At 56.8% G+C, this 24,763-nt stretch carries 19 protein-coding genes and 2 tRNA genes; 8 read left to right on the forward strand and 13 right to left on the reverse strand.

The features are described 5' to 3' along the window. Positions 1-3 precede the first annotated feature (3 nt). From EDC27_RS07225 to EDC27_RS07245, 5 genes are all read right to left on the reverse strand, one after another. On the reverse strand, positions 4-4,728 hold the full coding sequence (locus tag EDC27_RS07225; protein ID WP_170161669.1) for an FtsX-like permease family protein: 4,725 nt from the start codon (positions 4,726-4,728) through the stop codon (positions 4-6). 134 nt (positions 4,729-4,862) lie between these two features. After that, positions 4,863-5,597 carry an ABC transporter ATP-binding protein gene (locus EDC27_RS07230; protein ID WP_123290134.1) on the reverse strand — a complete coding sequence of 245 codons (735 nt, stop codon included), beginning with the start codon at positions 5,595-5,597 and terminating at the stop codon, positions 4,863-4,865. A gap of 5 nt (positions 5,598-5,602) precedes the next feature. Next, positions 5,603-6,274: an ABC transporter permease gene (locus EDC27_RS07235; RefSeq protein ID WP_211334810.1), complete on the reverse strand. Its 672-nt coding sequence runs from the start codon at positions 6,272-6,274 to the stop codon at positions 5,603-5,605. 43 nt (positions 6,275-6,317) lie between these two features. Next, positions 6,318-7,442, reverse strand: a complete 1,125-nt coding sequence (locus EDC27_RS07240; RefSeq protein WP_123289939.1) for a glycosyltransferase family protein — start codon at positions 7,440-7,442, stop codon at positions 6,318-6,320. Continuing rightward, positions 7,439-8,080, reverse strand: coding sequence for a poly-gamma-glutamate hydrolase family protein (locus EDC27_RS07245; protein ID WP_170161670.1), 642 nt, complete (start codon positions 8,078-8,080; stop codon positions 7,439-7,441). The genes EDC27_RS07240 and EDC27_RS07245 overlap by 4 nt, the downstream gene beginning before the upstream one ends. A 461-nt stretch (positions 8,081-8,541) precedes the next feature. Between EDC27_RS07245 and EDC27_RS07250 the strand changes: the two genes are divergently transcribed. From EDC27_RS07250 to EDC27_RS07265, 4 genes are all read left to right on the forward strand, one after another. Next, positions 8,542-9,384, forward strand: a complete 843-nt coding sequence (locus EDC27_RS07250) for a DUF169 domain-containing protein (protein WP_123289941.1) — start codon at positions 8,542-8,544, stop codon at positions 9,382-9,384. A 68-nt stretch (positions 9,385-9,452) separates the two neighbouring features. Beyond that, positions 9,453-9,779 (forward strand): hypothetical protein, encoded by a 327-nt coding sequence (locus EDC27_RS07255; protein ID WP_123289942.1) that lies wholly within the window; start codon positions 9,453-9,455, stop codon positions 9,777-9,779. 57 nt (positions 9,780-9,836) lie between these two features. After that, complete coding sequence (locus EDC27_RS16750; protein WP_281273128.1) at positions 9,837-9,971, forward strand: hypothetical protein; 135 nt, start codon at positions 9,837-9,839, stop codon at positions 9,969-9,971. A 146-nt stretch (positions 9,972-10,117) separates the two neighbouring features. After that, the gene (locus EDC27_RS07265) at positions 10,118-11,266 is read left to right on the forward strand and encodes a hypothetical protein (RefSeq protein ID WP_123289944.1); all 1,149 of its coding nucleotides are present in this window, start codon (positions 10,118-10,120) and stop codon (positions 11,264-11,266) included. 72 nt (positions 11,267-11,338) lie between these two features. Here the strand turns inward: EDC27_RS07265 and EDC27_RS07270 are convergent. Both EDC27_RS07270 and EDC27_RS07275 read right to left on the reverse strand, forming a co-directional pair. Next, positions 11,339-11,414 (reverse strand) — tRNA-Glu (locus EDC27_RS07270). A 7-nt stretch (positions 11,415-11,421) separates the two neighbouring features. Further along, positions 11,422-11,495, reverse strand: a tRNA-Gln gene (locus tag EDC27_RS07275). A 182-nt stretch (positions 11,496-11,677) separates the two neighbouring features. On the opposite strand from EDC27_RS07275, the gene EDC27_RS07280 reads away from it, so the two are divergent. Continuing rightward, complete coding sequence (locus tag EDC27_RS07280) at positions 11,678-13,867, forward strand: RelA/SpoT family protein (protein ID WP_123289945.1); 2,190 nt, start codon at positions 11,678-11,680, stop codon at positions 13,865-13,867. Position 13,868: 1 nt separating this feature from the next. On the opposite strand, the gene EDC27_RS07285 is transcribed toward EDC27_RS07280, so the two are convergent. Next, positions 13,869-14,189 (reverse strand): hypothetical protein, encoded by a 321-nt coding sequence (locus EDC27_RS07285; protein ID WP_123289946.1) that lies wholly within the window; start codon positions 14,187-14,189, stop codon positions 13,869-13,871. A gap of 137 nt (positions 14,190-14,326) precedes the next feature. Here EDC27_RS07285 and EDC27_RS07290 point away from each other — a divergent pair, with 137 nt between their 5' ends. The 3 genes from EDC27_RS07290 to EDC27_RS07300 all read left to right on the forward strand — a co-directional run bounded on the left by EDC27_RS07290 (position 14,327) and on the right by EDC27_RS07300 (position 17,064). After that, positions 14,327-15,781, forward strand: coding sequence for a DegQ family serine endoprotease (locus EDC27_RS07290; protein ID WP_123289947.1), 1,455 nt, complete (start codon positions 14,327-14,329; stop codon positions 15,779-15,781). A gap of 376 nt (positions 15,782-16,157) precedes the next feature. Next, complete coding sequence (locus tag EDC27_RS07295) at positions 16,158-16,739, forward strand: chalcone isomerase family protein (protein WP_123289948.1); 582 nt, start codon at positions 16,158-16,160, stop codon at positions 16,737-16,739. Position 16,740: 1 nt separating this feature from the next. Beyond that, positions 16,741-17,064, forward strand: coding sequence for an HNH endonuclease (locus EDC27_RS07300; protein ID WP_123289949.1), 324 nt, complete (start codon positions 16,741-16,743; stop codon positions 17,062-17,064). 185 nt (positions 17,065-17,249) lie between these two features. On the opposite strand, the gene EDC27_RS07305 is transcribed toward EDC27_RS07300, so the two are convergent. From EDC27_RS07305 to EDC27_RS07325, 5 genes are all read right to left on the reverse strand, one after another. After that, complete coding sequence (locus tag EDC27_RS07305; RefSeq protein ID WP_123289950.1) at positions 17,250-20,831, reverse strand: AAA family ATPase; 3,582 nt, start codon at positions 20,829-20,831, stop codon at positions 17,250-17,252. Between the two features lie 142 nt (positions 20,832-20,973). After that, positions 20,974-21,969, reverse strand: coding sequence for an ABC transporter ATP-binding protein (locus EDC27_RS07310; protein WP_245994330.1), 996 nt, complete (start codon positions 21,967-21,969; stop codon positions 20,974-20,976). Further along, a complete protein-coding gene (locus EDC27_RS07315) occupies positions 21,942-22,919 on the reverse strand; it encodes an ABC transporter ATP-binding protein (RefSeq protein ID WP_123289952.1) in 978 nt (325 codons plus the stop codon). Before EDC27_RS07315 ends, EDC27_RS07310 begins: the two co-directional genes overlap by 28 nt. Then, positions 22,916-23,755: an ABC transporter permease gene (locus EDC27_RS07320; protein WP_123289953.1), complete on the reverse strand. Its 840-nt coding sequence runs from the start codon at positions 23,753-23,755 to the stop codon at positions 22,916-22,918. Before EDC27_RS07320 ends, EDC27_RS07315 begins: the two co-directional genes overlap by 4 nt. Next, positions 23,748-24,758 carry an ABC transporter permease gene (locus EDC27_RS07325; protein ID WP_123289954.1) on the reverse strand — a complete coding sequence of 337 codons (1,011 nt, stop codon included), beginning with the start codon at positions 24,756-24,758 and terminating at the stop codon, positions 23,748-23,750. Before EDC27_RS07325 ends, EDC27_RS07320 begins: the two co-directional genes overlap by 8 nt. Positions 24,759-24,763: the final 5 nt, after the last annotated feature.

Consider the following 24,763-nt stretch of genomic DNA (forward strand, 5'->3'; position numbering starts at 1 on the left):
GGTCTATCCTTGGCTCGATCCGCGGCCGGAAAAGGAGGCTTCACGGTTGCCCTCAAGGGCCTGGATCCCTGCAGTGGTCACCGACCTTCCGTACATGGCCTTGGTGTCCGCATCGAGAAGCCGCCATAAAAGCATCTGCTTTCTCATCACCTTGATGAAGTTGCGGTTGGCGCGCTGCCAGGTGGTTCTCTCCCCGGAGAGACGAATCATCTGAAGGGCCACTTCCATGTAGCCCGGTTCATCCGGCGAAGGGCAACAGTGGAGGTGAAGGCGCTGTTTGATGCCGAAATCAAAAGGAGCCAGCCACACATTAGCATAGAGCCAGAGACAGACGGGTTCGGGAAGCTGGCTTCCATCGGCACTGGGCGACTGGGGAGTGAGGCTCACGTCGTCCACAATAAAGGGCCCTTGCGCCACGTCCTGGTGGTCTAGAATGAATCGGGTCAAAAAGCCCATAATGCCCGCCTCTTCTTCGGGTTTGAGCAGGAAAGGCAGGCGAAGCTCCAGAAGATCGCCCTGGGCCGGGGGGACCGTCCATGTGCGGGTCACATCGGGCATGGCCAACGTGGCAGCCAGTCGCGCCGGGTATAAGGACGCCAGGAGCACCACGGAAAAGACCAGAACCATGCAGGCCACGCTGGCTAAGGAGGAATAATTGAAGCTGAGTTCGGCAAAGAGCTGCGTGGTGCCGAGAAAATGGGCCGTAAGCTGCGCCACAATGTAGCCGATGACCGTGGATAGGACGGCCAGGGACAGGGCTTCCACGATGAACAAAAATCCCACGTGGTTGGGGGCAAGTCCCACGGACGTGTAGACCCCGATTTCCGATTTCCTCTCGTGAACATGGCCGATCATGGTGTTGAGGCAGATGAAGACCACGATGAGCATGGGCACGAGCAGGTTGGCCACGCCTTGGTATCGCAGGGTCTTTGCGGCGGAGTGAAAGTAGGTGACGTCGGCGCCCACGAAAAGAGGGAAAGCCAGTCGGCGGGACAGGTCGTCGGCGATTTCCACCGCTTCGGAAGGCTCAGGGGTGATGAGCGCCACCGCTCGCACGGTTCCTCCCAGAGACATGCACGTGCTGTGGGGCATCAAGACGGTGGCGTCAGCAGATGCCGAACGAAACCGTTCGACCATGGGCATGACGGTTTCGCCGCCTTCCATAGCCTCCACTTCCTTTTCCGTGAGATCTTCGTCGGGGGCCACTTCGAGATAAGCCGGCTTGATGGAGGAGCCGTCCAGATCCGTAAAAGTTTCCAGGCGATCGGCATCAAAAAAGCCGACGATCGTAAAGGGCAGTTCCCACAGTTTCACGGTTTTTCCCACATCACGGGAAGGGTCTAGGCCGAGCTTTCCCGCAAGATCCGTGGAAAGGAGTATGGCCTGCGTGTCGTCGTCTCGAAACCAGCGGCCCACGCGCACGATCTTTTTCAAGGGTTCCGGTGCATGGGGACCCACGCCCAAGACCCCTTCCAGGGGAAGGCTCACGGATTCGGCTTTGATGGAGGCCACGGCGCGCAGGGAGGGGTGTGCGGGATCGATCCAGGAACGTGGCCATAGCGTGGCCCGATGCCCATAGCGGGCGGCAAGGCTCTGCAAGGAGATGGACGTCAGGGGCCGCCAGATATGATGCCGAATGAGCACGCCGGTGTAGGTGGGTTTTTGACCCACGCGAGTCATGGTGGTCTTGGTCAGGGTTTTGACATTGGTGAAGGACATGATGGTAAAGGTCAGGATAATGAGCGTGGTGGATGTGAGCGCCGTGCGCAGGCGACGGCGGTGGAGGTTGGAAGCCCCGATGGCGAACCCGGCGCCAAAGGCCTGCCATTTGTTGACGCTGTCCTTGGCCGCTGCGATTCCTTCTCGAGCCGACGACGCGGCCATTTCTCGTTCAAAGCGCACGAAAAGAATCCAGGCCACAGTGACACTCAAGGCCACGATGAAAAAAGCCAGAATCACCACCATGGGATTGTACGTCAAACGAAAGGCTGGATGCAGAGCGCGAATGGTGAGAATGGTGGCGATGAGCAGCACAAAAAATGCCGTTATCTGTTTGTAGATGTTTCTAAAGCAAAAGAGATACCGTTCCAGGCCATAGGCGAAGGGAACAAACAGGGCGATGAAGAACATCACCCCGCCGAGAACATCTCGTTGCGTGTTTTCCATTTCGTTGTAGACCGTGTTGAGCTTGGCCCAGGCGGAAACGGTCCCCTCCCATGCCCGGCTGTGTCGCAAAGAGGCCTCGTCTTCACGGGCTCGTTCCCGCTCTTGAACCGCTTCCCGGTAAAGATTTTCCAGGTAGCGGTTGCTGATGCCGTGGGTGGTGAGGTTTTTCAGGCGTTGTCCCACCAAATGGATCAGATCGTCCGCCACGCGGGCGGCCGTTTTCGTGATGAGTTCCGGCTGCCCAATGAGGTAGCCAAGGCCCATGGGGTTGGCCGTGCTGGCGTTAAGAAGCAGCAGTTCCTTGCGGAGAAGCGTATCGGAAAGAATGAGCTTGAAACGGCTGCCCTGTTCCAAGAAAAGGGACACGGCAAAGGTGTCTCGTCCGTCCACTCGGCTGTACCAATACCGCAGAGGGCGGGCTTCCGTCACCCCGTCCAGCACGGTGAGTTTTGTTAAATAGTCCATACGCTGCGGGTTGAACATCCCGAGAACATCAGTTTGCCGGCAGTGGAACATGACAAGGGTGGTACTGGCGATGCGCCCTTTGATTTTGAGACGGTAGTTTTCTTTGGAGGTCTGCACTTTGTCGGCAACCCATCGAATCTTGCCGGTGTTGGAATCGACCCCGTAAGGTTCGAGGATGAGCTTTTGAAAAGCCACCCGCATGTTGGCCACCGCGGGAATAAAGAAGGACCCGTCCTGAAAGGTCATGGCGCGGACCATGGAATGGCCCTGCAACGCGCACACGATGGTTCCAGGAGCCGGCTTGTCCGGAAAGAGTTCTCCTTGCCGTGTAAAAAGGGCTCGGCCTTCCACTGACGCCAAGCCTTGTATACCGGCTCGGCAACTTTCTCGGAGTTTTGGGTCGTCGAGAACTTTGGCCATGAGCTGAGGAAAGCTTTTCTGAAGCCGCTGCAGTACATGGAGGTTAACGTGGACGGTTGTATCGTTGGGCGTGTCCCAAAAAGTGCGGTAATTATTGACGCTGGTCACGGCAAAGGATGGACAACTGGAAAGGGCACCAATATCACAGGCCAAACACATGGTTCCGTGGCTTTCCACGGCATGGGCCGTGAATTCACGGCCATGGCGGCCGGTTTCGGCAAATACGGAGGGTTCCTGAATCTTTTTCGCCACGTCTTCCGCAGCGCGTCGAAACGTTTCGACCAGAAAAACGTTTCGCACCAAGCGATAGACCGGCTCCCGCAAAGGGAACGTACCACCCCATTCGCTCAAGGTCAGCAGATCAGACCCTGAGGAAAGGGACAGCCCCAAGTGCAACACCCTTTCGTAGTCGTCCACCACGTTGCGCAGCGCGATCCACGACTTGACCGTTTTGAGGCGCGCCGCAACCTCATTGCGCTCGCCCTGAAGGTCCGGTAACCCTTGGGCAATGAGTTCCAAAGCCAAGAGCCTCTCTTCGCGGCTCAGCTTTTCATGGGCTTTTTTCCAGCTCAGACGCCGAAACTTCAGCGCCTGCCCCATGATCGTTAAATCCCCCTGAGCTTCCCGGCTCAGTCGGTCCGCCTCATCCTTGGCTCGGACCACCACGTAGGACCAAACCAGGTTCTGGGAGGGGGTAGAATCTGGCTCGGGCTTTAAGGGATCGGGGCGTTTAAGGAGCCTGTAAAGTTCCTGGAGTTGGCGTTTTCGATCCTTCAAAGACCGTTGTTCCCTACGCAGACTTCGACGAGGTCCTTCCAGCGTCCACAGAAGATGGCGCGTGCCCAAAAGGCTTTGGCCGTGGCCGGAAACGGCCGCCAGAAGAACGGTGCGGGCCGGCGGATGCACGGCCAGATATTCGGCCAACTGCAACAATATGGCTGCCGAAACCGCCTGGTCCGCTCCCGGAGCCAGCCCGACGACGGGGGATGCCGCGTCGTACGGCGCTTCAATGATGACCAGTTCCCTGGAAAGGTGGGGGGAAGATCCGGGCACCAAGCCATAGACGTTGTATCCCAGACGATGTTCCCAATGACTGCGCACCAGGACGTGGGCACGCTCGCCATTGGATGCCGCACGTCGCAAGGCGAAAGCCACGTGCGGAGGGGCATAAAACCGAGGAAAATCCAAGGGCGTGGGAACGTTCTTGATGAGAAACTGATCGCGCGTGTCGGTGTCTTGGCCGAGAAAGATGACGGCCTTGGCCCCCAGTTGGGCTGCCAGCCACCAATTCTCGCCAGAGGAGACGTCCATGAGCACGAGGGCGTTGTCGATGTTGTGTCCGTCAAAGCGGTCTAAAGCCCCGTCCTGAACGTCCACCAAAGGTCCTTCCAGACCTTCGGGCGGGGTTTGGGACAGCAGAGCCATGTTGGGCGCCCAAGGATAAAGTGGATACCGCTTAGAGCCCACGCTAATGTGGCCCTCGTCCAAAACGGGTATAGGAACGAAGAACGCCTGGCGCCCCACAGACTTCAGCCCCAGGCGCTTAAAGGTGTCGGCGATGTAATCGGCAGCGGCATCACAACCCGGTGTGCCCGTGGAACGATCTGCCACCTGAGTGAGCCTCTGCAGATGCTGAACCAGCGCATCGTTCGAAGCCGCCCCGCTCGTGAAGGGCATGGCGGTGACAATCCAGCCCATGAGAAGAAAAAAAGCCCCAAGCGGCCCACGCGAGGAAGGAACCCCCGCGCCTGCACGCCTCCACAAGCAGCCCCGTTGCGCCTTCCCTGGCACTGGGTTCATCGACAGGACCATCAAAGCACCTGGCCTACGGAGATCTTCAGCTTTTCGCGATCTTCGATACGATCGATGCGGCCGTCTCGAATCCACACGACTCGGTCCGACACGCTGATCATCTTCAGGTCGTGTGTGGCCGAAATGATGGTGACGCCACGTTCTTGGGACAGATCCTTAAGAAGCGAGATAATTTCTTCGCCTGTGGTCAAGTCCAGGTTTCCCGTGGGTTCATCGGCCAAAATGATGGCCGGATCATTGGCCAGGGCTCGAGCCACGGCCACCCGCTGTTGCTGACCGCCGGAAAGTTCGGAAGGCTTGTGTTGGTATCGTTCGGCCAGACCGACAAGTTTCAAGAGTTCCATGCCCTTGTCCATGGACTCGTCTCGGCCCATGCCGGCGAAAATCATGGGCAGGGTGACGTTCTCGATGGCCGTCATCACCTGTATGAGGTTAAAGGTTTGGAAGATGTAGCCGATCTTGCGGCATCGAAGCCATGCCAGCTCGTAGGCGTCCAGCTGCGCGACGTCCACTTCGTCGATGAAAACGCGCCCCGATGTGGGCTTGTCCAGGGCGCCGATCATGTTGAAGAGGGTGGTTTTGCCAGACCCGGACGGTCCCATGATGGACAGGTATTCTCCCGCCTTGATTTCCAAGGACACGCCGCGAAGGGCCTGGACCTCTTCCTGGCCCATGCGAAAGACCTTCATGACATCCACCAGCCGAACCACATTGTGCGTGCCGTTTTCACTCATGCGCACTAAGGCTCCGATCTCAAAGCCATGGCCGGTTCCATGCGCGCGGCCACCCACGCCGGGTACATCACCCCCACAAGGCTGAGAACCACCGCCAGGGCCACAGATTTTAGCATCAGGAACGCCATGGCGCCCAAGGGCGGATGCACGATGACCAAGGGGCCAAGGCGCAGCGCAAGGGTCACCACCGCCGTGATTCCCCCCAAAAGGCTGCCTGCGCATCCGCCGATCAGTCCCTGGTAGGCAGCTTCCAGGACGAAGAGCTTGATGACGAAACTGTCGAGAGCGCCCAGGCACTTCAAGGTGCCGATTTCTCGAAATCGTTCGGTGACGGCCATGAGCTGTGCATTGACGATCCCTACGGTGCAGACCAAAAGGGAAAGCACCACGAGCCATCGGTCCTTGGCATTGCTGCCGAAGTGGCCGTTTGTCGGCACATAGCCGGCGGAAAGAATGCGCTGGCGAAAAGCCTCATCGGCCGAGGGCCATAGCCCTTCCAGAATGACGTACACGGCAAAGGTGTAGGCCAAAAAAGCGACCGCCAAGACCAACGCGGAGGTGGTGATCATGGAACGAAACAGGCGGGCTCGAAGAGCATTGAAGGAAATGCGAAGGACTTGGGACCAGGGGAGGACGTTTTGTCGATCGATACTGTGGGCCATGGGCTCTTTACTCACGCCAAGGGACCTCGGGTCACGACAAAAAGTGCTAGAGCATTCTTTAAGCTTTCAGGACGAGGTTTTCAATGGCCCGCACCGTTTCTTGAGCCCCGTTGGTCTTCAAACGGCCTGGAGCCGGCGGCGGGCTTGAGAGTGCCTCCTGAATCTGGGCAGCCAGCCGGTTGGGATCCAGTGAGCGAAGAATGCGCAATACGCCCAAAGATTCCAGACGCTCAGCGCGCAAAGCCTGTTCGCGGTTTTGCGGAAAGGGGTACACGAGGGCTTTGACGCCGGAGGCGATGATATCCATGCAGGTGTTATAGCCTGCCATGCTGATGGAAAGCTCTGCTTGGGCCAAGACGTTCAAGAAAACATGGGAAAAGGGCTGCCACGAAATTCTTGGGTCTCTGGAAGCCAGGGCTCGCAGGGTTTCGCGGTCCTGGGATTCCATAAAAGGACCTTCGTGAACGTGAAGACGAAGGCCAGCATGGGGAATCTTCCCAAAGGCGTCAAAGACAGCCCGAATCAATTCCACGCCAACGCGACCGCCGCCCGTGCTCAGCACAATCCGTCCGGCTTCCCTGTGGGGTTGGGGATCGAGGTGGTTACGGGTCACGTAACCCGTGTAATGAATGGGTGGGTCAATATCCGGCACGCGGCCAAATGTTTCCTCCAACCGAACACAGGCCGGGTCGGCGTGGACCAAGATGAGGTCGTAGTAGCGGTTGACGATCTTGAGCACTCTTTCTTCAAAAGCTTTTGCGTCGGCTTTTTCCACCAGAATGTCTCGAAGACTGCAGACCACGCGGGCTCGGTGAGCGGATGCGGCGTTTTTTTCCAAAAGAGGAATAAGTTCAAACTGAAATCGCTTTCGGCCGAAGGGGAAGAGTTCGAGAAGCAAAACATCCGGTTGAATGGCGTCATGGAGGTCGAGAAGAATTTTTTGGCGTGCCTCTTGAACTTCTCGAACATCCCCTCGGTCGGTCTCCAGAGCGGTGAACTGGGGATCCATCATGAGAGGCGGCAAAGCGATGCGGCGCACATGACTCGAGGCCCGAAAGCCCGGCAGGGGCTGACCCCCTTCCACAAAATAGAGCTCATGATCGGAAAACGCTTCGGCGATAAGCATGCTTCGAAGAAAATGGCCAATTCCAAGCACATGCTGGCAATACTGTAGAATTTTCATGAGCTTAGGATTCCATGCACATGAGAGAAAGAGTCGCTAAAGGCCTCACGGGCCAGCACTCGGCGAAGGGTGTCGTTCAGAAGTCCAAAAAGGGCCGTAGGCTGTTGTCGTCCTGCTCGGTTCAGTCTGTGAAAAAGGCGTCGGCGAAGCCTCAGAGATAATTCCAGTTGAAGACCTTTGCCTGAACGGCCTCGGTTGCACAAGTTCTCCGGTTGTAAGCCTTGAAAATCCAGATGACAAGCCACGATAAATCCTGCGTTTGTCAGGGCTTCGGCACAGGCCGCTTGGAAATTCGTGTCGAGGCCGCCAAGATAAATGTCCACATCGTCATGAGTGCATCCGTGAATCGTCACGATTTTCCAGGAAACGGCCGCCAAGGCGAGCGCTACGGGTTCGTCAAATCGTGTGCTGGTGATGTGCAGGGTCCCATTGTTCTCTCTTTTGAGCCCGTCGAAGTGGTAAAAAGAGTGGGAACCTTGGGCGATGGAGCGCGCCACCTCCGACGTCCCTGGTTCTATGCCTCCGCCGTGTGGGGCCATAACCGCCAATCCAGATCGACCTGTGCGCCATTCGATGACGTAGTCTCGACCGGAAACTTCGCGCCTCACTAAGGCATAGTAAGATTCATAAGAGTTCATGGACCCACACGTCCGGGATTCTTCAACTTTCCGTGACCGCAAAAAGGGTGTGAGGGGCATATGGGCAAGGTAGGGGCGGCTTGTGAACCCGCCCATGCGCCCTGGTCCTGATGCTTGCTTGCGTAGTCGACCGCGGTTTACCTATCGCCCCTGCGCGCTTTAGACAAGGGGGACGTGGGCCGAGATGGCCGATCCAACCGAATCCTTCTAAAGGCATTTTCTCAGGGTGCTCGAAATCTTTTTGAAAATGCGGACCGCCTCGGCTACCTTTTAATAGGGTTTCCTGTAGGCTCTTTTTCTATCTTTGCATGCGTTCTTGCCTAACCTCATGTGCAAAGGTAAAGCGCCACCTCCGATAAGCCGGACTGCACACACAGATAGTGAACCAGGCGTGGCGATATTCAAAGAAGAATTTTGCCACAAAAATCCGTGTACAGATGTCAACGAGGAGGAGGGTGTCCATGGAAAGCAAAGTGGTCCAAGCGTTAGGAATGCGGCACGAGCCCGTGGCCATTTTTTGGACGGACGAAAAGCCCCAGGGCGCTTCGGTTTTTCGCCCGGGCAAATGGGGCTGTGTCATGTGGATGCTGGTGGGAGCGTCTCGAGGAAAGCCCGCGGCGTTCGATCGAGAATCCTATGGGTGTTGGGGAGGGGGCGTCGGTTTGGGCTTTGGCAATCAGTACAGGGCGTTTCCGGGAGGCGAAGCGTGCTTTCACTATTTTTTGTCCGTTGGAAACAAGCATTGGGAGCAGGGGCGGGCCGTCTGTGAAAAGATGGAAAATTCCGGGGCTGCAGCATTTGTGGAGGATTTTCGAGAAGGCGAAGCGTATCTCAAGGATCCCAAGCTTGTTGAGCGCTTCGTTCAAGACCTGCCCATCACGGAGATCCCTGCGCGCTACGTGGTCTTTCAACCGCTCAGCGCGGCGAATGCCACGCAAGGGGCGCCGCAGGTGGTTGTCTTTTGGGCTGAGCCGCACCAGCTGGCCGCGTTGGTCGTCTTGACCAACTACGGTCGGGAAGGTAACGAGCATGTGATCGTTCCCTTTGCGGCAGGGTGCCAAAGCATCGGCATCTATGCTTATCACGAAGGCCAAAAGAAAAAACCTCGCGGTGTGATCGGCCAGATGGATCTTTCCGCACGCCTGAATGTCTGCAAGACCATGGGTGACCATGTGTTTACCTTTGCGGCTCCGTGGAGGCTTTTCATGGAGCTTGAGGAAAACGTGACGGGCAGTTTTGCGGACCGATCCGTCTGGAGCCAGCTCAAGGCACGATTGGGGATTGCCAAGACAGGCACTCCGTGATAGCCAGAAGGCTTCTGCGGCGTGGAGGGGTGCGCCGGAAAAGGTGCGTTTTGTTAAAGGGAGTGCCCATGGACGTTCCTGTGATGAGCCGAGTTTACGTGATTTTCAAGAGGACGCGCTGCTGCATTCGCATCTATACGGACATGGATCGGCACGGCTTTCAATCGGCCCTTGAGCAGGCCATGAAACAACGCAGAAGTCTTTTCCTTCATGTGTATCAGCCCAATGGAAAAGGATTTTACAAGAGCCACACGACGGTGACCCCTTACGAAATTCTGGTGGACTGCATGTTTCATGTAGAAGAAGTGAACCATAACGGCGAGGATCCCTGCACGGACAAGGGCAAGGAAGCTCGATTGCTGGAAAGGCTTTTTAAGGAGCACGGCCTGAAGTAACGGGTGCGCGGTCCTTGGGACGGGCCGGGCGCCGTGGTATGCGTGAAGGAGGGATCCATGAGCGAGAAAGATCAGGAGTCGCGGTGGTTGGAGACCATCAGCGCCCTGGAAAAGGAACGCGACCTTTTGCGCCGGCGCGTTGAGGAATTGGAAGAGGCCCTTCAGGGGTGCCTGAGCCGTTCTCGACACTGACTGGGGTGCGGGTTTGCCGACTGGTGGCTGGACGCCACAAAGGTTCTTACCGAAAAAACCAGCCCTTTTCCTTTTAGCAAGATCCCCTGTCACGCCGCGAATGCAGACAAGGAAGACCCGGTCCAAGAGCCTTCCCAGGAGCCGTCATGACGAAGCGGAATTCGGACTTCGTCTTTTTCATTGACGGAAAGCCGGTGGATGAGGACGCGCTGGGGCGCCGGCTTCCCACAGGATTAACGCTGGATGCGCCGTCCATGACCTATGCCCAGTACTTCAGGGCACTGGAAGAGGCTTTGCAGCAGAATGCGCTGGAGCCTTTGCGGCGGAGTTTGGAAGTCCTCACGGGAATGCCCGTCCTAGCAAAATGGATTCGCCAGGTGCGAATCGACAGCGTCAAGCACGGCGCCCTATACCACGTGGCCAAAATCACGGTGTCCCTGGACGGCCGAAACCATACCTTCGTCTTGAACTCAGCCATGCACCTTCATAGGCAAAAGGCTCTCCAGCGGGAATGGCACACCTTGCAGTCCCTTGTCCAAACGCCCGTGGGACCCTATGTGCCGCAAGCCCTTTATTTGGGGCGAGGTCATTGGCATGATGAAAGCGCCGAGGCCAGGCCCTTTGGCTTTTTTCTTGGTCGGTGGTTTGAAGGCTTCCACGAGTGGCATATGGAAAAGGGTCCCGACGGGTGTGGGGAAACCGTCAGGGTTTGGGACGATTCCCCCAAAGGAACCGTGCTCACGCCACGCCAGACGGCGCAGCTCATGGAACAGGCGGCCTACATCCTGACGCTCGCGTTGGACCGAGAGTCTTATCTTCAGGTCTATCCCTGGCATCACGCTGCGGGGGATTTCGTGGTCGCCGTTGACCAAGACAAAGTGGCCGTTCGCCTTATTTCCGCTCGAAATCGTACCGTGTTTATGCCGCCAGGTTCCCAGGATCATGAACGACTTTCGGCGGTGGCCGCTTTCTTTTTCATGCTGTCCTTTCGCATGCGTGTGGATCGCCACCAGGGCGTGGGAGACTTGGTGTGGGCTTCAGCACCCTGGCTGCGCGCGGTCGTGCGCGGCTTTTTTCGAGGTTGGACCGATGCCGCACTCGATCAGGAACCCCTGACAGCCCAGCAGATTTTCACAACATTTCAATCTTTTGATGCCGAGGACTGGGAAGCCGTCGGTTCCGTACTGCAGGACCATCTCGTGGTGGATGCCGAGGAAGCCCCGCTGGTTTTGCGACACCTCGAGGAACATGCCAGGGACCTGGAGAAGGCCTTGCGCGCCGCGCCCCTTGAATAAGCTATGTGCAGCTGCGGGGCATCAAGGGCGGGAAACAAAAAAGGGGGCTTCATGTGCCCCCTTTTTCCATTCTGGTAGTCCCAACGGGATTCGAACCCGTGTCTCTGGCGTGAGAGGCCAGTATCCTAGGCCGCTAGACGATGGGACCAAAAAAATGGCTGGGGGACTAGGATTCGAACCTAGGCTAGCGGATCCAGAGTCCGCCGTCCTACCGCTAGACGATCCCCCAACGGAATGGCGACAGCCTAATGGAATCTCTTCGTCAAGTCAAGGCCCAAACATGGCGGGCAAAGCCAAAGGCTTTGCTGCTCCATTTCCACCTGTGCGCCGCTCGAAAGATTGGCTATATTGTCAACGAGTAACCATGGGGCGCCTGCCAGCGCCGAGTGGGCACGAAAGAGGGGAGAGACATTGTACCAACATCTGCTTGCAGAAGAACCCGGACAATTTGACGTGGGCCTCTATCGCCTGCGCATGGAGGAATTGCTGCCGCATGACAATCCGGCCAATGCCTTGTTTTACCGGGCACTGGAGTATGCGCTCGTCCTTCACGAAGGGCAGATTCGAAAATCAGGGGCGCCCTACATCAGCCATCCCTGTGCCGTGGCTTATATTCTGGCCAAGGAAATGAGAATCCGGGACCCGGAAATGCTGGCCGCGGCCATTTTACACGATGTCATTGAAGACGTTCCATCTATAGACTACGAAGTCATCGAGCAAGCCTTTGGTACGACTGTGGCGGACCTGGTGGAAGGGTGCACCAAAATGACCCGTCTGCATCAGGACCGTGCCGTGCTCAAGGACTTGACCCATAGCAAGATTTTGCAGACGGCCAGTCAGAGGCTGGGGGTCTTGATCGTCAAGCTTGCGGATCGCCTGCACAACCTGCGCACCCTGCATTATCTTCCCAAACCCAAGCGACAGCGCATCGCCCAGGAAACCGTAGAAATCTATGCGCCCCTGGCCGCCAAGCTCAATATTTTTCCTCTTAAGCGCGAACTTTACCACCTTTCCCTTTCCTACCTCTACCCCAAGAAAAGCAAAAAAATCCTCAATGCCCTGCGCTCGCTCTACTCCCATGCCAGTGTTCTGGAAATCACGGAGCGCCTCAAGGAAGCCTTTGCGCGCCGAAGTATGGACGTGATTCTTCGCAGTCGCGTCAAAGGCTTGGGCACCTATTACGATGCGGCCAAAGGAACCTTGCGTTTGGCCAACGCGGAAAACCGGGTGGATTTCACGGTAGTGTTGCCGTCCAATGACGTGGATGCCTGCTATTGCGCCCTGGGCGTTGTCAATACCTCCCTGACTCCAGTGCCGCGCAGCCTTCGGGATTTTATCGCAAACCCCAAGAACAATGGTTACATGAGCCTGCACACCCGGATTCACTACAAAGGCGAAAATTACTTGGTCAAGGTGCGCACGGCCGCTATGGATGAGTGGGCCACCTACGGCGTGCTGAGCCAATGGAACAATCCGGAAAGGATCTCAGAGGCCTATCTCAAAGAGATCAGCGAGTTTTTGCGCAGTGTGGGCGAATACGGCGGCCCGGCGCCTCAGCGCCGGAACCTCATTCAGCTCTCTGAGGCCGAGGAGGTGACGGTTTACACACCACACGGGGACGCTCACACGTTTCCTCTAGGAAGCATCGTGCTGGACTTTGCCTTCAAGATTCACTCGGATTTGGGCAACCACTGTGTGGGAGGCATCATCGGCGGGCGCCGTGTGCCCCCGACGCACAAACTCAAAGACGGCGACACCGTGCGGGTGCTCAAGGTAGACACGGCCGTGCGCTTTGATCCCGACCTGGAGCGCCTTTGCATGACGCCAAAGGCCCGCAACGCCATTTCCAAGGAAATTGCAAGGCGGCGGCGAAACTGCGCCCATGACATCGGGCGCGATCTCTTGCTTCAAGAACTGGCGCAGCATGGGTGGACGCAGAAAGCTTTGGAACGCGAGGAAGTTCCCCTTATTTTGGAGGTGCTCAACGTCAAATCCCTGGAAGACCTTTTTGTTATGATCGGCCAGGATCTCCTTTCACCCCATGCTTTTCTCTATTATTTGCAGGATGTGCCCAAGAAATCCATGGGCAAAGCGCGCCCACGGCCTGAAGAAGACGAACCGATTCACGAACGCAAGGTGCTCAAGGTGAACGATCTGGATCCCGCCGTGCACAAGTTTGCGGGGTGCTGCCATCCGTATCCGGGGGAACGCCACGTGCTGGCCACGCTCAGTGAACGAGGCGTCACGTTTCATCGGTCTCAATGCAGCGATGTGACAGAACGCCACGGTTTACCGCCCCACAAGCTTCTCGACGTGCAGTGGGATGAGGCGCTTCCTTGGAGAAGTCCCGTGGCCATGTGGGTGAGGGTGCTGAGTTCGGACAAACAGGCTTTGCTGCCCCTTTTGGGAAAGATTCCTTTGGGAATTGAGGTGAGGCGCCTGGAGGGGCAATTTCGCAAGGACCTTCCTCAGTGGGCGGCTTTTCAAGTCATTTTGGAGAGTTTTAAAGACGCTCGGCACCTCTTTGGGCGCTTTCCTTCAGGAGCCGTTATTGTGGAAAGGTACACCTCTCTGGATGCCGCTCTGGATCTTGAGGACTGATTCAATGAATGGAGCGATTGTTGTGGGTTTCCTTGAAGATCTTTCGCGCCACGGCATGGAGATCCGTCTTTTTCATGCCGGCTACTTCCACGAGAAGAAACTGAATCCACGCCCCGCAGCAGAAGCTTAGAAGACCCTGAGGATTCTTGAAAACAGCCTCTTCCAACGCGCCGTCCTCATAGGCCTTGGCCATAAGGTCCATGAGAACCAAAAAAAGTTCGCCTTCTCCGTATCGACGCACGGCGTCCCGGTACAGGGCGGCCAGTTCGGGATTCCTTTGGAGAATCTTGGCACTCTCGCGGCATGCCTGCAACAATGTCATCGGGTTTTCGTGACCTCCTTGCCATGCCTTGTTCTTGATTTTTCTTGGTCTTGGTTTATGGTGTATAGCAAATTTTTTGCACAACTGAAAAGATGTGAAGGCAAGAAATTTCCGCTCGGCAGAAAGGAGTTTTTAGCATGTTTCAGGAAACGAGGCGTGGATGCCGTCTATTCCGGATGGCGGCCGTGTTTGCATTCGTCATGGTGCTTGGAGCCTCAGCTATACCGCATGAGGCTCACGGGGCCGCGAGCCTTTTCGGGTCCAATCTTCCTCCGTCTTTTGCGGACTTGGCGGACAAAGTTAAAGATTCGGTGGTCAACATTTCCACCACGCAGGTCATCAAGGGGCATCCGTTGCAACCTTTTATGGAACCCAATTCTCCCTTTCGAGAGTTTTTCGGGGACGAGTTTTTCAAGCGCTTTTTCGGGGACATACCCAAAGGATCTAGGAAGACCAACTCCTTGGGTTCCGGCGTGGTCATCGATGCCTCGGGACTCATCTTGACCAACAATCACGTGGTGGAAAAGGCCACAGAAATCAAGATCAAGCTTCAAAACGGACAGGAATACGCGGCCAAGGTCGTGGGACGGGACCCAAAGACCGACCTGGCTCTCATTCAGGCGGAACCTGACAAGAATTTTCCTAAGCCCGCTGCACTGGGGGATTCGAACGCTTTGCGCGTGGGAGACTGGGTAATGGCGGTGGGCAATCCCTTTGGGCTGGGCCATACGGTCACGGTCGGCATTATCAGTGCCAAGGGCCGAATCATCGGCGCGGGGCCATACGACGACTTTCTGCAAACCGATGCGGCCATCAACCCGGGCAATTCGGGCGGGCCGTTGTTCAACATGAACGGTGAAGTGGTGGGCATCAATACGGCCATTGTGGCCCGAGGGCAGGGCATAGGCTTTGCCATTCCCATCAATGTGGCCAAGGACCTCTTGCCCCAGTTGCGCACGGGCAAGATCGTGCGAGGATGGCTGGGTATCATGATTCAGGATGTGACGCCGGAAATCGGGGAATCCTTTGGCCTCAAGGAGACTAAGGGAGTCTTGGTTTCCGATGTGGTTAAGGACAGTCCCGCCGAAAAAGGCGGCATTGAGGTAGGAGACATCATCACGAAATTCAACGGCGAAGAGGTCCATGACGCCCACGAGCTTTCTCGACGCGTGGCGGCGACCCCACCCAATTCCAAGGTCAAAGTGGAATTGCTTCGAGATGGCTCCAAGAAAGTTTTGACCATCACCTTGGGCACCATGCCCGACGAAGAGGAGGCGGCGGCTCAGCCCGAGAGTAGAGAAAGCGTGTGGGGCCTCAAGGTCCAAAACATGACCAAGCCACTGGCCGAGCGTTTCGGGTGGGACTCCTCAGAACGCGGGGTCATCGTGACCGAAGTGGAGCCGGACAGCCCCGCAGCGGAGGCTCGCATACAGCCGGGAGATCTCATCAAGGAAGTGAACCGCAAAAAGATACAAAATGTGCGGGATTACAACCAGGCCATGAAAGGCGCGGAAAAGAAGAAAAGTTTGTTGCTTTTGGTGAAGCGAGGACAACGATCCTTTTACGTGGTGCTCCAGAGGTCAGAAAGTTAACGGCCTTGTCCCGGTGGGAAGGGGATCCTTTTACGGTCGAGCCAGCGAGAGTCCACAAACTTTGGGAAGCGCAGGATTCCCGCGTGCTCGGGAACGACGGTGATGACAACCCGGTCGCATGGGCCAGAGCTGCGGGATTTTGGCGGCTCGGAATGACCTTCGAAAAAGCGTCTTACCCTAGGGCGGTTTGCGTAGATTCCTGCGGGCGCGGGAATGATGGAGGACGAATCGAAAAGCGGTGCCGAAGGGGTATCGTTCATTCAATGAAAACCCAAGGATGCGGGTTCCTCAAAGAGGGAGGGGATGAACTTTTCAAAAAGGGGACTGTGCTGTCCCCGGCAACCGACGAGGATTTCGACAAAAGGAGGGATATGGCATGGGTCAGGTTGGAAGGTGTGGACGCGCGGTTGGAGTCATCATTCTCCTGGTCTTCATGTTGTGGACGGCTGGAGTCAAGGCCGCGGAGGTGCCGAATTTTCCCAGTGAACTGTCCATCGGCCAGTCGCGCTGTGTGCTGAACGGCTTTGGTGTGCGTAAGAAATTTATTGTGGACGTTTATTATGGCGCTTTGTACTTGACCGAAAAGTCTTCCAACCCCCAGACGATCATTCAAGCGGACGAGGCTAAGGGCATAGTGATGCATTTCGTTTACAAGAAAGTGGAAGCCCCAAAGCTGGTGGAAACCTGGAAGGAAGGCTTTGAAAAGACCGCTCCCAACCTCGGTTCGGACCTCAAGAGCCGTGTGGAGAAATTCATGGGCTACTTCACGGAACCGGTGAAGAAAGGTGAGGAAATTCGGCTGCTTTACGAACCCGGCCTGGGAACCCATGTGGTGATCAAGGGGCAGGAAAAGGGCGTCGTGCCGGGCGCCGACTTCATGCAGGCGCTTTGGGGCATTTTCCTTGGCGACAATCCTGCTTCGGAATCGTTGAAGAAAGGCATGTTGGGACAATCGTAGAATGCGTCACGAAGAGTTTTTCGAGCCTTTTATGGTCACGGTTTCGCCTGAGCAGATTCGGCGCGAAAAGGAAAAGGCTCGAGCTCTAAGAAAAACCCAGTGGTGGCAGCGCCAGCTTGCCAAAGGGCGCTGCCACTATTGTGGCAAGGCGGTTTCGTCCAAGGAACTGACCATGGACCACGTGGTACCCCTGGTGCGCGGCGGGCGCAGCACCAAAGGCAACGTGGTGCCCTGCTGCAAAGAATGCAATTCCAAGAAAAAATACCTGCTGCCCGTGGAATGGGCGGACTACCTTAAGCGGTTTGCGCAAACGACATCCTCGTGATCGTGCAGGTGATGCGATGACATCGGTCACTCAACCCGCCTCGAGCGAAGAGCAGATGGAATGTAGCGCATGCCCTTTGGCCGTATATTGTTTTTCGGACCCCAGCACATGGGTTTTTCGCACCATGGCCGAACTTGAAGAGAAGACGCGAAAGATTCGGGAATGCGCCGTGCGTAAAGGGGACGTTAAGGCAACACGGTGATTCGAGACATGCCCCCCGGTTCCCGTTCCACTTGAATCTGGGTTGGAATCTCTTCGGCCAGCCGTTTCACATGGGAAATAATGCCCACCATCTTGCCGTTGCTCTGAAGCCGACGCAGCGCTGCGATGACCCGGTAAAGGGTTTCTTCATCCAGAGTTCCAAAGCCCTCGTCAAGAAAAAGGGACTCGATCTTTCGATGTTGGGCGGCAAGGTCCGCCAAGCCCAAAGCTAAGCTCAGGCTCACCACGAAAGTCTCGCCACCGGAAAGGGTGCGCACAGATCGCTGGCTTCTCTGGTGCATGAGATCCTCGACCACCAAGCCAAAGCCGTTGTCTTTCATGGGGCGCAGCCTGTAGCGGCCGCTGAGGAGTTCCAGGTGGGTGTTGGCCTGTTCCATGAGGCGCTCCAGCATGGCCCGGCGCACTTTTTCTCGAGCCTCGGCGCTCTGTACCTCCCGAAAGGCCTTTTCCTCGGCCGCCAGTTCTCCCAGAAGTCGCTCTTGATCCTCCACGGCTTGAAGCAATTCTCGGTGTTCCTGAATTGATTGATGAAAGCGGTCCAACCGAGCCTCAAGGTCGTGGAGTTCCTGCTGCAGGCTCTCAATGCGCTTGTGCCGGTCGAGGATGCGCTCGGCAAGCTCTTGCGCCGATGCCCCTTCTTCGAGGACCGGCCCAACCGCAGAAATGGCTTGCTGTGCTGCGTCGACGAGGGCGCGAGCTTTTGTCAAGTTTTCGCGGGCATGGGCAACCCGATCCCGAAAGGCCGGCTCGTCCTTCAATAATTTGAACGCAGCCAACGCCGTCGTCACGGAATCCAGCCCGATGAGCCTGACGGAGTCTTCGAGCTCCTTTCGTAAGGCTTCATAAGTTTTCTGACTGGTTTGCAGCTCCGTTTCAAGGGCCAGCAGCTCTTTGGCCGTCGCTTGGAGACTTTGTTGGAGTTCTTCCATGCGCCCTTGCAGTTCTTCCTGTTCACGACTCCACCGCTGCAAGTTTTCCTCTAAGCTCCGCTGTTCAGCCTCTGCGTCACGCCCGAGATAAATGGCTTCTCGTTCAGCTTTCATGGATGCCAGGGTGGATTGCAAAGACTCGACCTGCATGCCGGCTGCCTCTTTTTCCTTTTCCAGGCGCGCCAGGTTCAGGGCAATGGCTTCCAACTGTGACTTCAAAGAGGGTATACGCTCCGCAAGATCCCTCTGTTCCTGTGCCGCCCGCTCATAGGAAAGCCGGCGCCGATGAAGACGCTGAAGCAGGGGGGTCTCCTGACCCTTTTCGGGAAGCCGTTCTCCGTAAGCCGGTAAGAATCGTTGGAGATCCCCAGCCACGGCCTGTGCGTCACCCCTCAACTGCTCCAGCGATCTTTGGATCTTCATGACGGCTTCTTGATGCTCTCGATATGTTTCCTCAAGACGCCGACGCTTTTCTTCATCCCTTGAAGAAGCCCGAAGTCTTCGGCGAAGCGTCCAGTCCACCCATGCCACGCGCCATCTTTTGAACCGGCTGGAACGAAGCACCGATCGAGCATGCCGAAGGCCTTCTTGGAGGCCGCGAAGGGTTTCTTCCAGGGTGTGCGGCTCGGCCAGGTCCACGTTCAGGCCGGCTTTACGGCAGACTTCCTGCCATTCTTCATGGATTTGGGATGCAGCCTGCGCCTTTTTTTCCAGCTGAATGCTTTCAGTGTCCATATTTGACAATTCGGCTTTGAGGGCGGTGATACGGTCTTGAAGGGCATCGATTCGGCCGTGAAGTTCCGAAAAGTCTGGGAGACCTTCCGTGACAAAGGGATGGGTGGGGGAACCGCACAGAGGGCATGGCTTTCCTTCTTGCAGCATGGCCCGTTCGCTGCTGACCCTTTGAAAACTTTCCCTCCACGTTATGTCGGCTTCATAAAGGCGAATGTGCGCGAGGGCTTCTTCCAGGGCCGCGAGCGTTTTCGCCCGGCGTGCCCTCAGCTTTTCACGCGCCTTTTCCATGTCCGTGGCGAGGCCTTGTTGGTGAAAGCGCCGGGAAATGGATAGAAGTTTCTTGTAAGCGGAAAGGTATCTCTTGCGTTTCTTGATGTCTTCTTTCAAGTTTTCTGGCGTCTTGTCCCCGATGAGCGCTCGAATTTCCTGTTTGAGGGATTCTTTTTTGAGGACAGCCCGACCGGCTTTGGCCTGCATGCGCTGGTGCCGCGCTCGTGCCCGTTCCAGGTCCGTTGCCACTTTTTCAAGGCTCTTTTGGGCTTCCGGCAGTTGAGCTGCTAGAGAGTCTTCTTCTTCTCGAAGACGCGCCAGTCGCTCCAAAAGTTCCTGAATCTTGACCATGTCTTTGGCCAAAGCGGCGTCGGTTCTGTCTTGATCCAGTTTCTCGGCCAGGGATGTGGCTCGGGCGGATGTTTCCTCCAGGTGGGCCTTGATCTGATCTTGGCGGGCCAGCGCGTCTCGATGAGCGCGCTCCAATTCCATGGATCGGGCCAAAGCCTCTTGAAGCCGCTGCTCGTGTCGCTGAATTTCCCGGTCTTTGCGCGCGGCGTGTTCCAGATCGGGAAGTCTGGCTGCGTACTGTTGCTGTGCTTCTTCCAAGGAAGACCGGGCCATGGCCCAACGGTTTTGCAATTCCTGCAGTGTTTTTCGTTCCTCGGCCGATTTTTGACGAAGATGATCCATGCGGCTTTGAAGCCCTTGCCGGGTTTCCTCTAGTGTCATGAACCGCCGCAAGGCCTCCATGACGGGTTCGTTACCCCGCAGAGCTTCCATGTGCTGCAGGGCTTGCTGCGCTGCCTGGTCTTGGGCTTCGGCGGCCGAAAGGTTTTCTTGTGCTTGTTGAAGCTCTTGGTGCAAGCGTTCCACCGTTTCGAGCCGGCGTTTCCTTTCTTCCAGTTGAGCCATTTCTGCCTGCAGATCGTCCAGTTCGGCCCGCCGTTCGCTTCGCTGTTGTTCCAGTTCCCGCTGGCGCTCTCGGTCCACCAGGGGATATGAGGCGGCACGTTCCTGGAGCTGTAGCAAACGTTCCCGTGCAGCCGCTGTCCGGTGTTGAAGCTCCTGGGCCAGGTCCTGAGCCACTTCCGCGCCCATGATCATTTCAAGAATTTCCGCCCGTTCACTTTCCAGAGCGTTCAGAAAAGCGGCAAATTGGCCCTGAGCCAGAAGAACCGAGCGGCAGAATCGTTTGAAATCCAACCCGGTGAGTTCGCTCAGTCGCGAGCGGACGCGAAGCACGCGATCTTCCAAAAGCTTTTCCGTGCCATTAACAAGGGAAAGGGACATTTCGGGGCCGAGAAGCCCGTTGGGTCCTTGTCGAGCCCACCATCGGCTGCGATAGACCTTTTCGGCCACCTGAAAGGTGACCTCGGCATAGGATTCCTCTTCTAGCCAGCTGGTAATGTCCCGTTCCGGATGGCGAAGGCGCGCGGTTTCCCCGTACAGACCGAGGGTGATGGCGTCCAAAATGGAGGATTTTCCCGCGCCGTTCGGCCCGGTGATGGCAAAGAGTCCGGTGTCCGAAAGAGGAGGGGCATCAAAGCGAATGTCCCATTCGCCTCGAAGGGAGCTGATGTTCTTGAAGCGAAGGCGCAGTATTTTCATGCTTTGAACTCCATGATCCGTTCACAATCGTTCCACCCTGCCGTGTCACGATCCCGTCACGCCGATCCTCTTTTGTCAAGCTTTTCCTTGACATCGGTCGAAGAGGTTTTGGGTTGGCCTGCATGGGGCGTTCCGCCGCACGTCAGCGACGGTGACAAGCCACGCGCCGACCTGAGCCGAGGTCTCTCAACGGCGGCACCCATTGGCTGCAGATGGCTTCTCGTTCCCGGCATCGAGGATGAAAAGCACAGCCACTTGGGGGTCGAATGGGGCTGGGAACATCGCCCTCCAAAAGAATGCGTGCCTTTCGAATTGCTGCCTTGGGGTCAGGGACGGGAGCGGCCGACAAAAGGGCTTGTGCATAGGGGTGAAGGGGTTCCTGAAAAAAAGCTTCCTTCGGGCCGGTTTCCACCAGACGTCCCAGATACATGACCCCGATGCGGTGCGCCATGTGTTGTACCACCCTCAGGTCATGGGAAATGAACAAGTAGGTGAGTTTCATCTGCTCTTGAAGTTCTTCCAAGAGGTTGATCACTTGGGCTTGAATGGAAACATCCAAGGCCGAGACGGGCTCATCGGCCACCAAAAAGATCGGGTTCAGGGCCAGGGCTCGAGCGATGACAATGCGCTGGCGTTGTCCTCCGGAAAATTCATGAGGATAACGTTCGGCGTGGTCCGGCCTGAGCCCTACGCGATGAAGCAAGTCGGCGACCTTTTCTCGACGTTCCGCGGCCGAGCCCCATCGATGAATCACCAGGGGCTCTTCTATGAGTTGACCAATTTTTTTTCTGGGGTTCAAGGCCGAATAGGGATCTTGGTATATGATTTGAGCGCGGCGACGGAACTGAAAGATTTCTCGGGCACTCAGGGATTCCAAATCTTTCCCTTCAAAGAACACGTGCCCACTGCTCGGCTCCTCCAGGCGCAGCAGGAGGCGCCCCAGCGTCGATTTACCGCACCCGCTTTCCCCGACAAGGGCGAAGACTTCCCGACGGGCTATGGAGAAACTCACATCCTCCACGGCTCGAACCACACCCGCCCTGGATCCAAAACCCGTTCCGTGAAGGGGGTAATGTTTAACAAGATTTTTCGCCTCGCAGATGACTTCTTTCATGACCCGATGACCAGATGCCAGCATCGAACGCGATGCCCTTGGGAAAGCTCTGTCCAGGGCGGAACGTCAACCAAGCAGGGCCCTTTGGCTCGTGAGCAACGGTCCTGAAAAGCGCAGCCTTGAGGCAGCCGGTGAAGGCTAGGCACCGTGCCCGGAATGGGTGTGAGTTTTCCCCTGGGCCCAGCGATTTTGGGCAGAGACGCAAAGAGCCCCTGAGTGTACGGGTGTGCCGGATTGGAGAACAGCTCTTCTACGCTGGCTTCTTCCACGACCCTTCCTGCGTACATTACCACGACACGGCGGCAAGTTTCCGCCACAACGCCCAGGTCATGCGTGATCAGCAAAACAGCCATGCCGATTTCTTCTTTTAGTCGGCGCATGAGATCCAGGATTTGAGCCTGAATGGTCACATCCAAGGCGGTTGTGGGTTCGTCCGCGATGAGGATTCTGGGCCGACAGGCTAAGGCCATGGCAATCATGACCCTTTGGCGCATGCCGCCGGACATCTGATGTGGATAGTAGTGCGCTCGCGATTCAGGATCGGGAATGCCCACCAGGGACAGAGCGCGGACGGCTTCGCGCGCAGCTTCTTTTTTGCTCAATCCCCTGTGTTTGCGAAGCACTTCTTGAATTTGAAAGCCCACGGTGGACACAGGATTGAGAGATGTCATGGGTTCCTGAAAAATCATGGAAATCTCGTTGCCGCGCAGGCGTCGCAAAGCGCTTTCGGGAAGGGAGACAAGATCGACACCCGCATACAGGATGCGCCCCGCGGCGATTCTTCCCTGAGGCTTGGGAATGAGCCGCAGTATGGAAAGCGCCGTCACGCTCTTACCGCATCCGCTTTCTCCCACAATTCCCAAGGTCTCGCCGTGATGCAGCTGAAGATCCACACCGTCCACGGCACGCACGACGCCGTGCCGCAGGCGAAACTCAGTGCACAGGCCCTGGATATCCAACAGAGCGGGTGTCATCGAGACCTCAAGGTCGGGTCCAGCACGTCGCGCAGTCCGTCTCCAAATAGGTTAAAGCCGAGCACCAATAGCAAGATGGCCAAACCCGGAAAGGCAGCCACATGAGGTGCCGTTTGGATGTATTGCCGCCCTTCGCTGAGCATGGCACCCCATTCAGGCTGCGGCGGCTGGGCTCCAAGTCCGAGAAAGCCCAGAGCCGCCGCTTGCAGCACAGCGGTGCCCATGCCCAGCGTGGCGTAGACGATAATGGGGGCAAAGGTGTTGGGCAAAATATGAAAGAAAAGCACTCGAGCATGGCTTCCCCCTAGATGTCGAACGGCTTGGACAAAGAGCCGCTGCCTGAGGGACAAGACGTTGGAGCGCACGATGCGTGCATAATGGGGAATGTAGACGACGCCTACGGCGATCATGGTGTTGGGAAGACTGGGACCCAAAATGGCCGTGATGACAATGGCCAACAGCACGGCTGGAAAGGCTAAAAGGACATCCATGATTCGCATGATGAGGCTGTCCAGTGGATCGCCGAAATACCCTGCTACGAGCCCGAGCAAAGTGCCCGGAACAAGGGAAATGCTCACGCTGATCAAGCCGATCAGGAGGGAAATGCGGCTGCCGTGAATGACCCGGCTCAGAATATCCCTTCCCAAGCTGTCGGTGCCAAAGAGATGTTTGGATCCGGGAGGTTGCAGTCGGTCCAGCGGGGCCGGCACCAAGGGGTCGTAAGGAGCTACGGCGGGTCCGAGCGCCGCAACAATGACAATGCCCACGATGATGCTCAGGCCTAAAGCGGCCGTGCGATGGCGCAGAAGATCGCGAAGCAGTTCCGATCTATTCATGGATACGAATCCTGGGATCTAAAAACACGTAGACCACATCCACCAGGAGATTGATCAGCGTCATGAGGACCGCAAAGATAAGAACGCAGCTTTGCACCGCAACGTAGTCGCGCCCCATGAGAGAGTCTACGACGTAGCGCCCCAGGCCGGGCCAGGAAAAAATGGTTTCCGTCAACACCGCCCCACTGAGCAGCAGGCCTAAATTCAGTCCCAGAACGGTCACCACAGGAAGCATGGCATTGCGAAGGGCATGGCGAAGGACCACCACCCATTCGTCCATGCCCTTGGCACGAGCCGTTCGAATGTAGTCCTTGTTCAGGACTTCCAACATGCTGGACCGTGTGATGCGTGCCACCACGGCCATGGGGATCGTGGCCAAGGTCAAGCTGGGGAGCGCTAGGTGATGCAGTCCGTTCCAGAAAACATTCCAGCGCCACGAAAGCACAGCATCCACGAGCACGAGACCCGTAATGGCCGGAATATTCAGGCTCATGTCCATCCTGCCCATCATGGGAAAGAGAGGGTATTTGACGGAAAAAAGGTACATGAGCATGAGGCCCAACCAAAAGATGGGCATGGAAACACCCACCAGGGCGAGAAACATGGTGCTGTAATCCCACAAGGAATATTGACGCACGGCGGAAACCACGCCGGCACCCATCCCCAAGACGGTGGCCAAAAACATGGCCGAAAGAGACAGTTCCACGGTGGCCAACAGCCGAGGGCCGATTTCCTTCAGGACGGGTGTGCCCGTGCGTAAGGACACCCCCAGATCCCCTTTCAGGGCAGACGTGAGATAGAACCAGTACTGGACCGCCATGGAGCGGTCCAGCCCCAACTTGTGACGAAGACGTGCCAATTCTTCAGGTGAGGCATATTCGCCCAAAAGGAGCTGCGCGGGGTCACCGGGAATCATGCGCAGCATGAGAAAGACCAGCAGCGAAACCCCGAACAGGATAACGATCAACTGTCCAAGACGCCTGCCCACGTAGCCCCATGGCATGGGTA

It is taken from the genome of Desulfosoma caldarium (assembly GCF_003751385.1).
GTDB lineage: Bacteria > Desulfobacterota > Syntrophobacteria > Syntrophobacterales > DSM-9756 > Desulfosoma > Desulfosoma caldarium.

Excerpts from the sequence above, each read along its gene's own strand:
- EDC27_RS07240 (WP_123289939.1), bottom strand. The coding sequence starts at position 7,442 with ATGAAAATTCTACAGTATTGCCAGCATGTGCTTGGAATTGGCCATTTT.
- EDC27_RS07325 (WP_123289954.1), bottom strand. The coding sequence starts at position 24,758 with ATGCCATGGGGCTACGTGGGCAGGCGTCTTGGACAGTTGATCGTTATC.
- EDC27_RS07315 (WP_123289952.1), bottom strand. The coding sequence starts at position 22,919 with ATGACACCCGCTCTGTTGGATATCCAGGGCCTGTGCACTGAGTTTCGC.
- EDC27_RS07320 (WP_123289953.1), bottom strand. The coding sequence starts at position 23,755 with ATGAATAGATCGGAACTGCTTCGCGATCTTCTGCGCCATCGCACGGCC.
- EDC27_RS07225 (WP_170161669.1), bottom strand. The coding sequence starts at position 4,728 with ATGCCCTTCACGAGCGGGGCGGCTTCGAACGATGCGCTGGTTCAGCAT.
- EDC27_RS07295 (WP_123289948.1), top strand. The coding sequence starts at position 16,158 with ATGGGTCAGGTTGGAAGGTGTGGACGCGCGGTTGGAGTCATCATTCTC.
- EDC27_RS07255 (WP_123289942.1), top strand. The coding sequence starts at position 9,453 with ATGGACGTTCCTGTGATGAGCCGAGTTTACGTGATTTTCAAGAGGACG.
- EDC27_RS07250 (WP_123289941.1), top strand. The coding sequence starts at position 8,542 with ATGGAAAGCAAAGTGGTCCAAGCGTTAGGAATGCGGCACGAGCCCGTG.
- EDC27_RS07305 (WP_123289950.1), bottom strand. The coding sequence starts at position 20,831 with ATGAAAATACTGCGCCTTCGCTTCAAGAACATCAGCTCCCTTCGAGGC.
- EDC27_RS07265 (WP_123289944.1), top strand. The coding sequence starts at position 10,118 with ATGACGAAGCGGAATTCGGACTTCGTCTTTTTCATTGACGGAAAGCCG.
- EDC27_RS07230 (WP_123290134.1), bottom strand. The coding sequence starts at position 5,597 with ATGAGTGAAAACGGCACGCACAATGTGGTTCGGCTGGTGGATGTCATG.
- EDC27_RS16750 (WP_281273128.1), top strand. The coding sequence starts at position 9,837 with ATGAGCGAGAAAGATCAGGAGTCGCGGTGGTTGGAGACCATCAGCGCC.
- EDC27_RS07310 (WP_245994330.1), bottom strand. The coding sequence starts at position 21,969 with ATGCTGGCATCTGGTCATCGGGTCATGAAAGAAGTCATCTGCGAGGCG.
- EDC27_RS07285 (WP_123289946.1), bottom strand. The coding sequence starts at position 14,189 with ATGACATTGTTGCAGGCATGCCGCGAGAGTGCCAAGATTCTCCAAAGG.
- EDC27_RS07300 (WP_123289949.1), top strand. The coding sequence starts at position 16,741 with ATGCGTCACGAAGAGTTTTTCGAGCCTTTTATGGTCACGGTTTCGCCT.
- EDC27_RS07290 (WP_123289947.1), top strand. The coding sequence starts at position 14,327 with ATGTTTCAGGAAACGAGGCGTGGATGCCGTCTATTCCGGATGGCGGCC.
- EDC27_RS07245 (WP_170161670.1), bottom strand. The coding sequence starts at position 8,080 with ATGAACTCTTATGAATCTTACTATGCCTTAGTGAGGCGCGAAGTTTCC.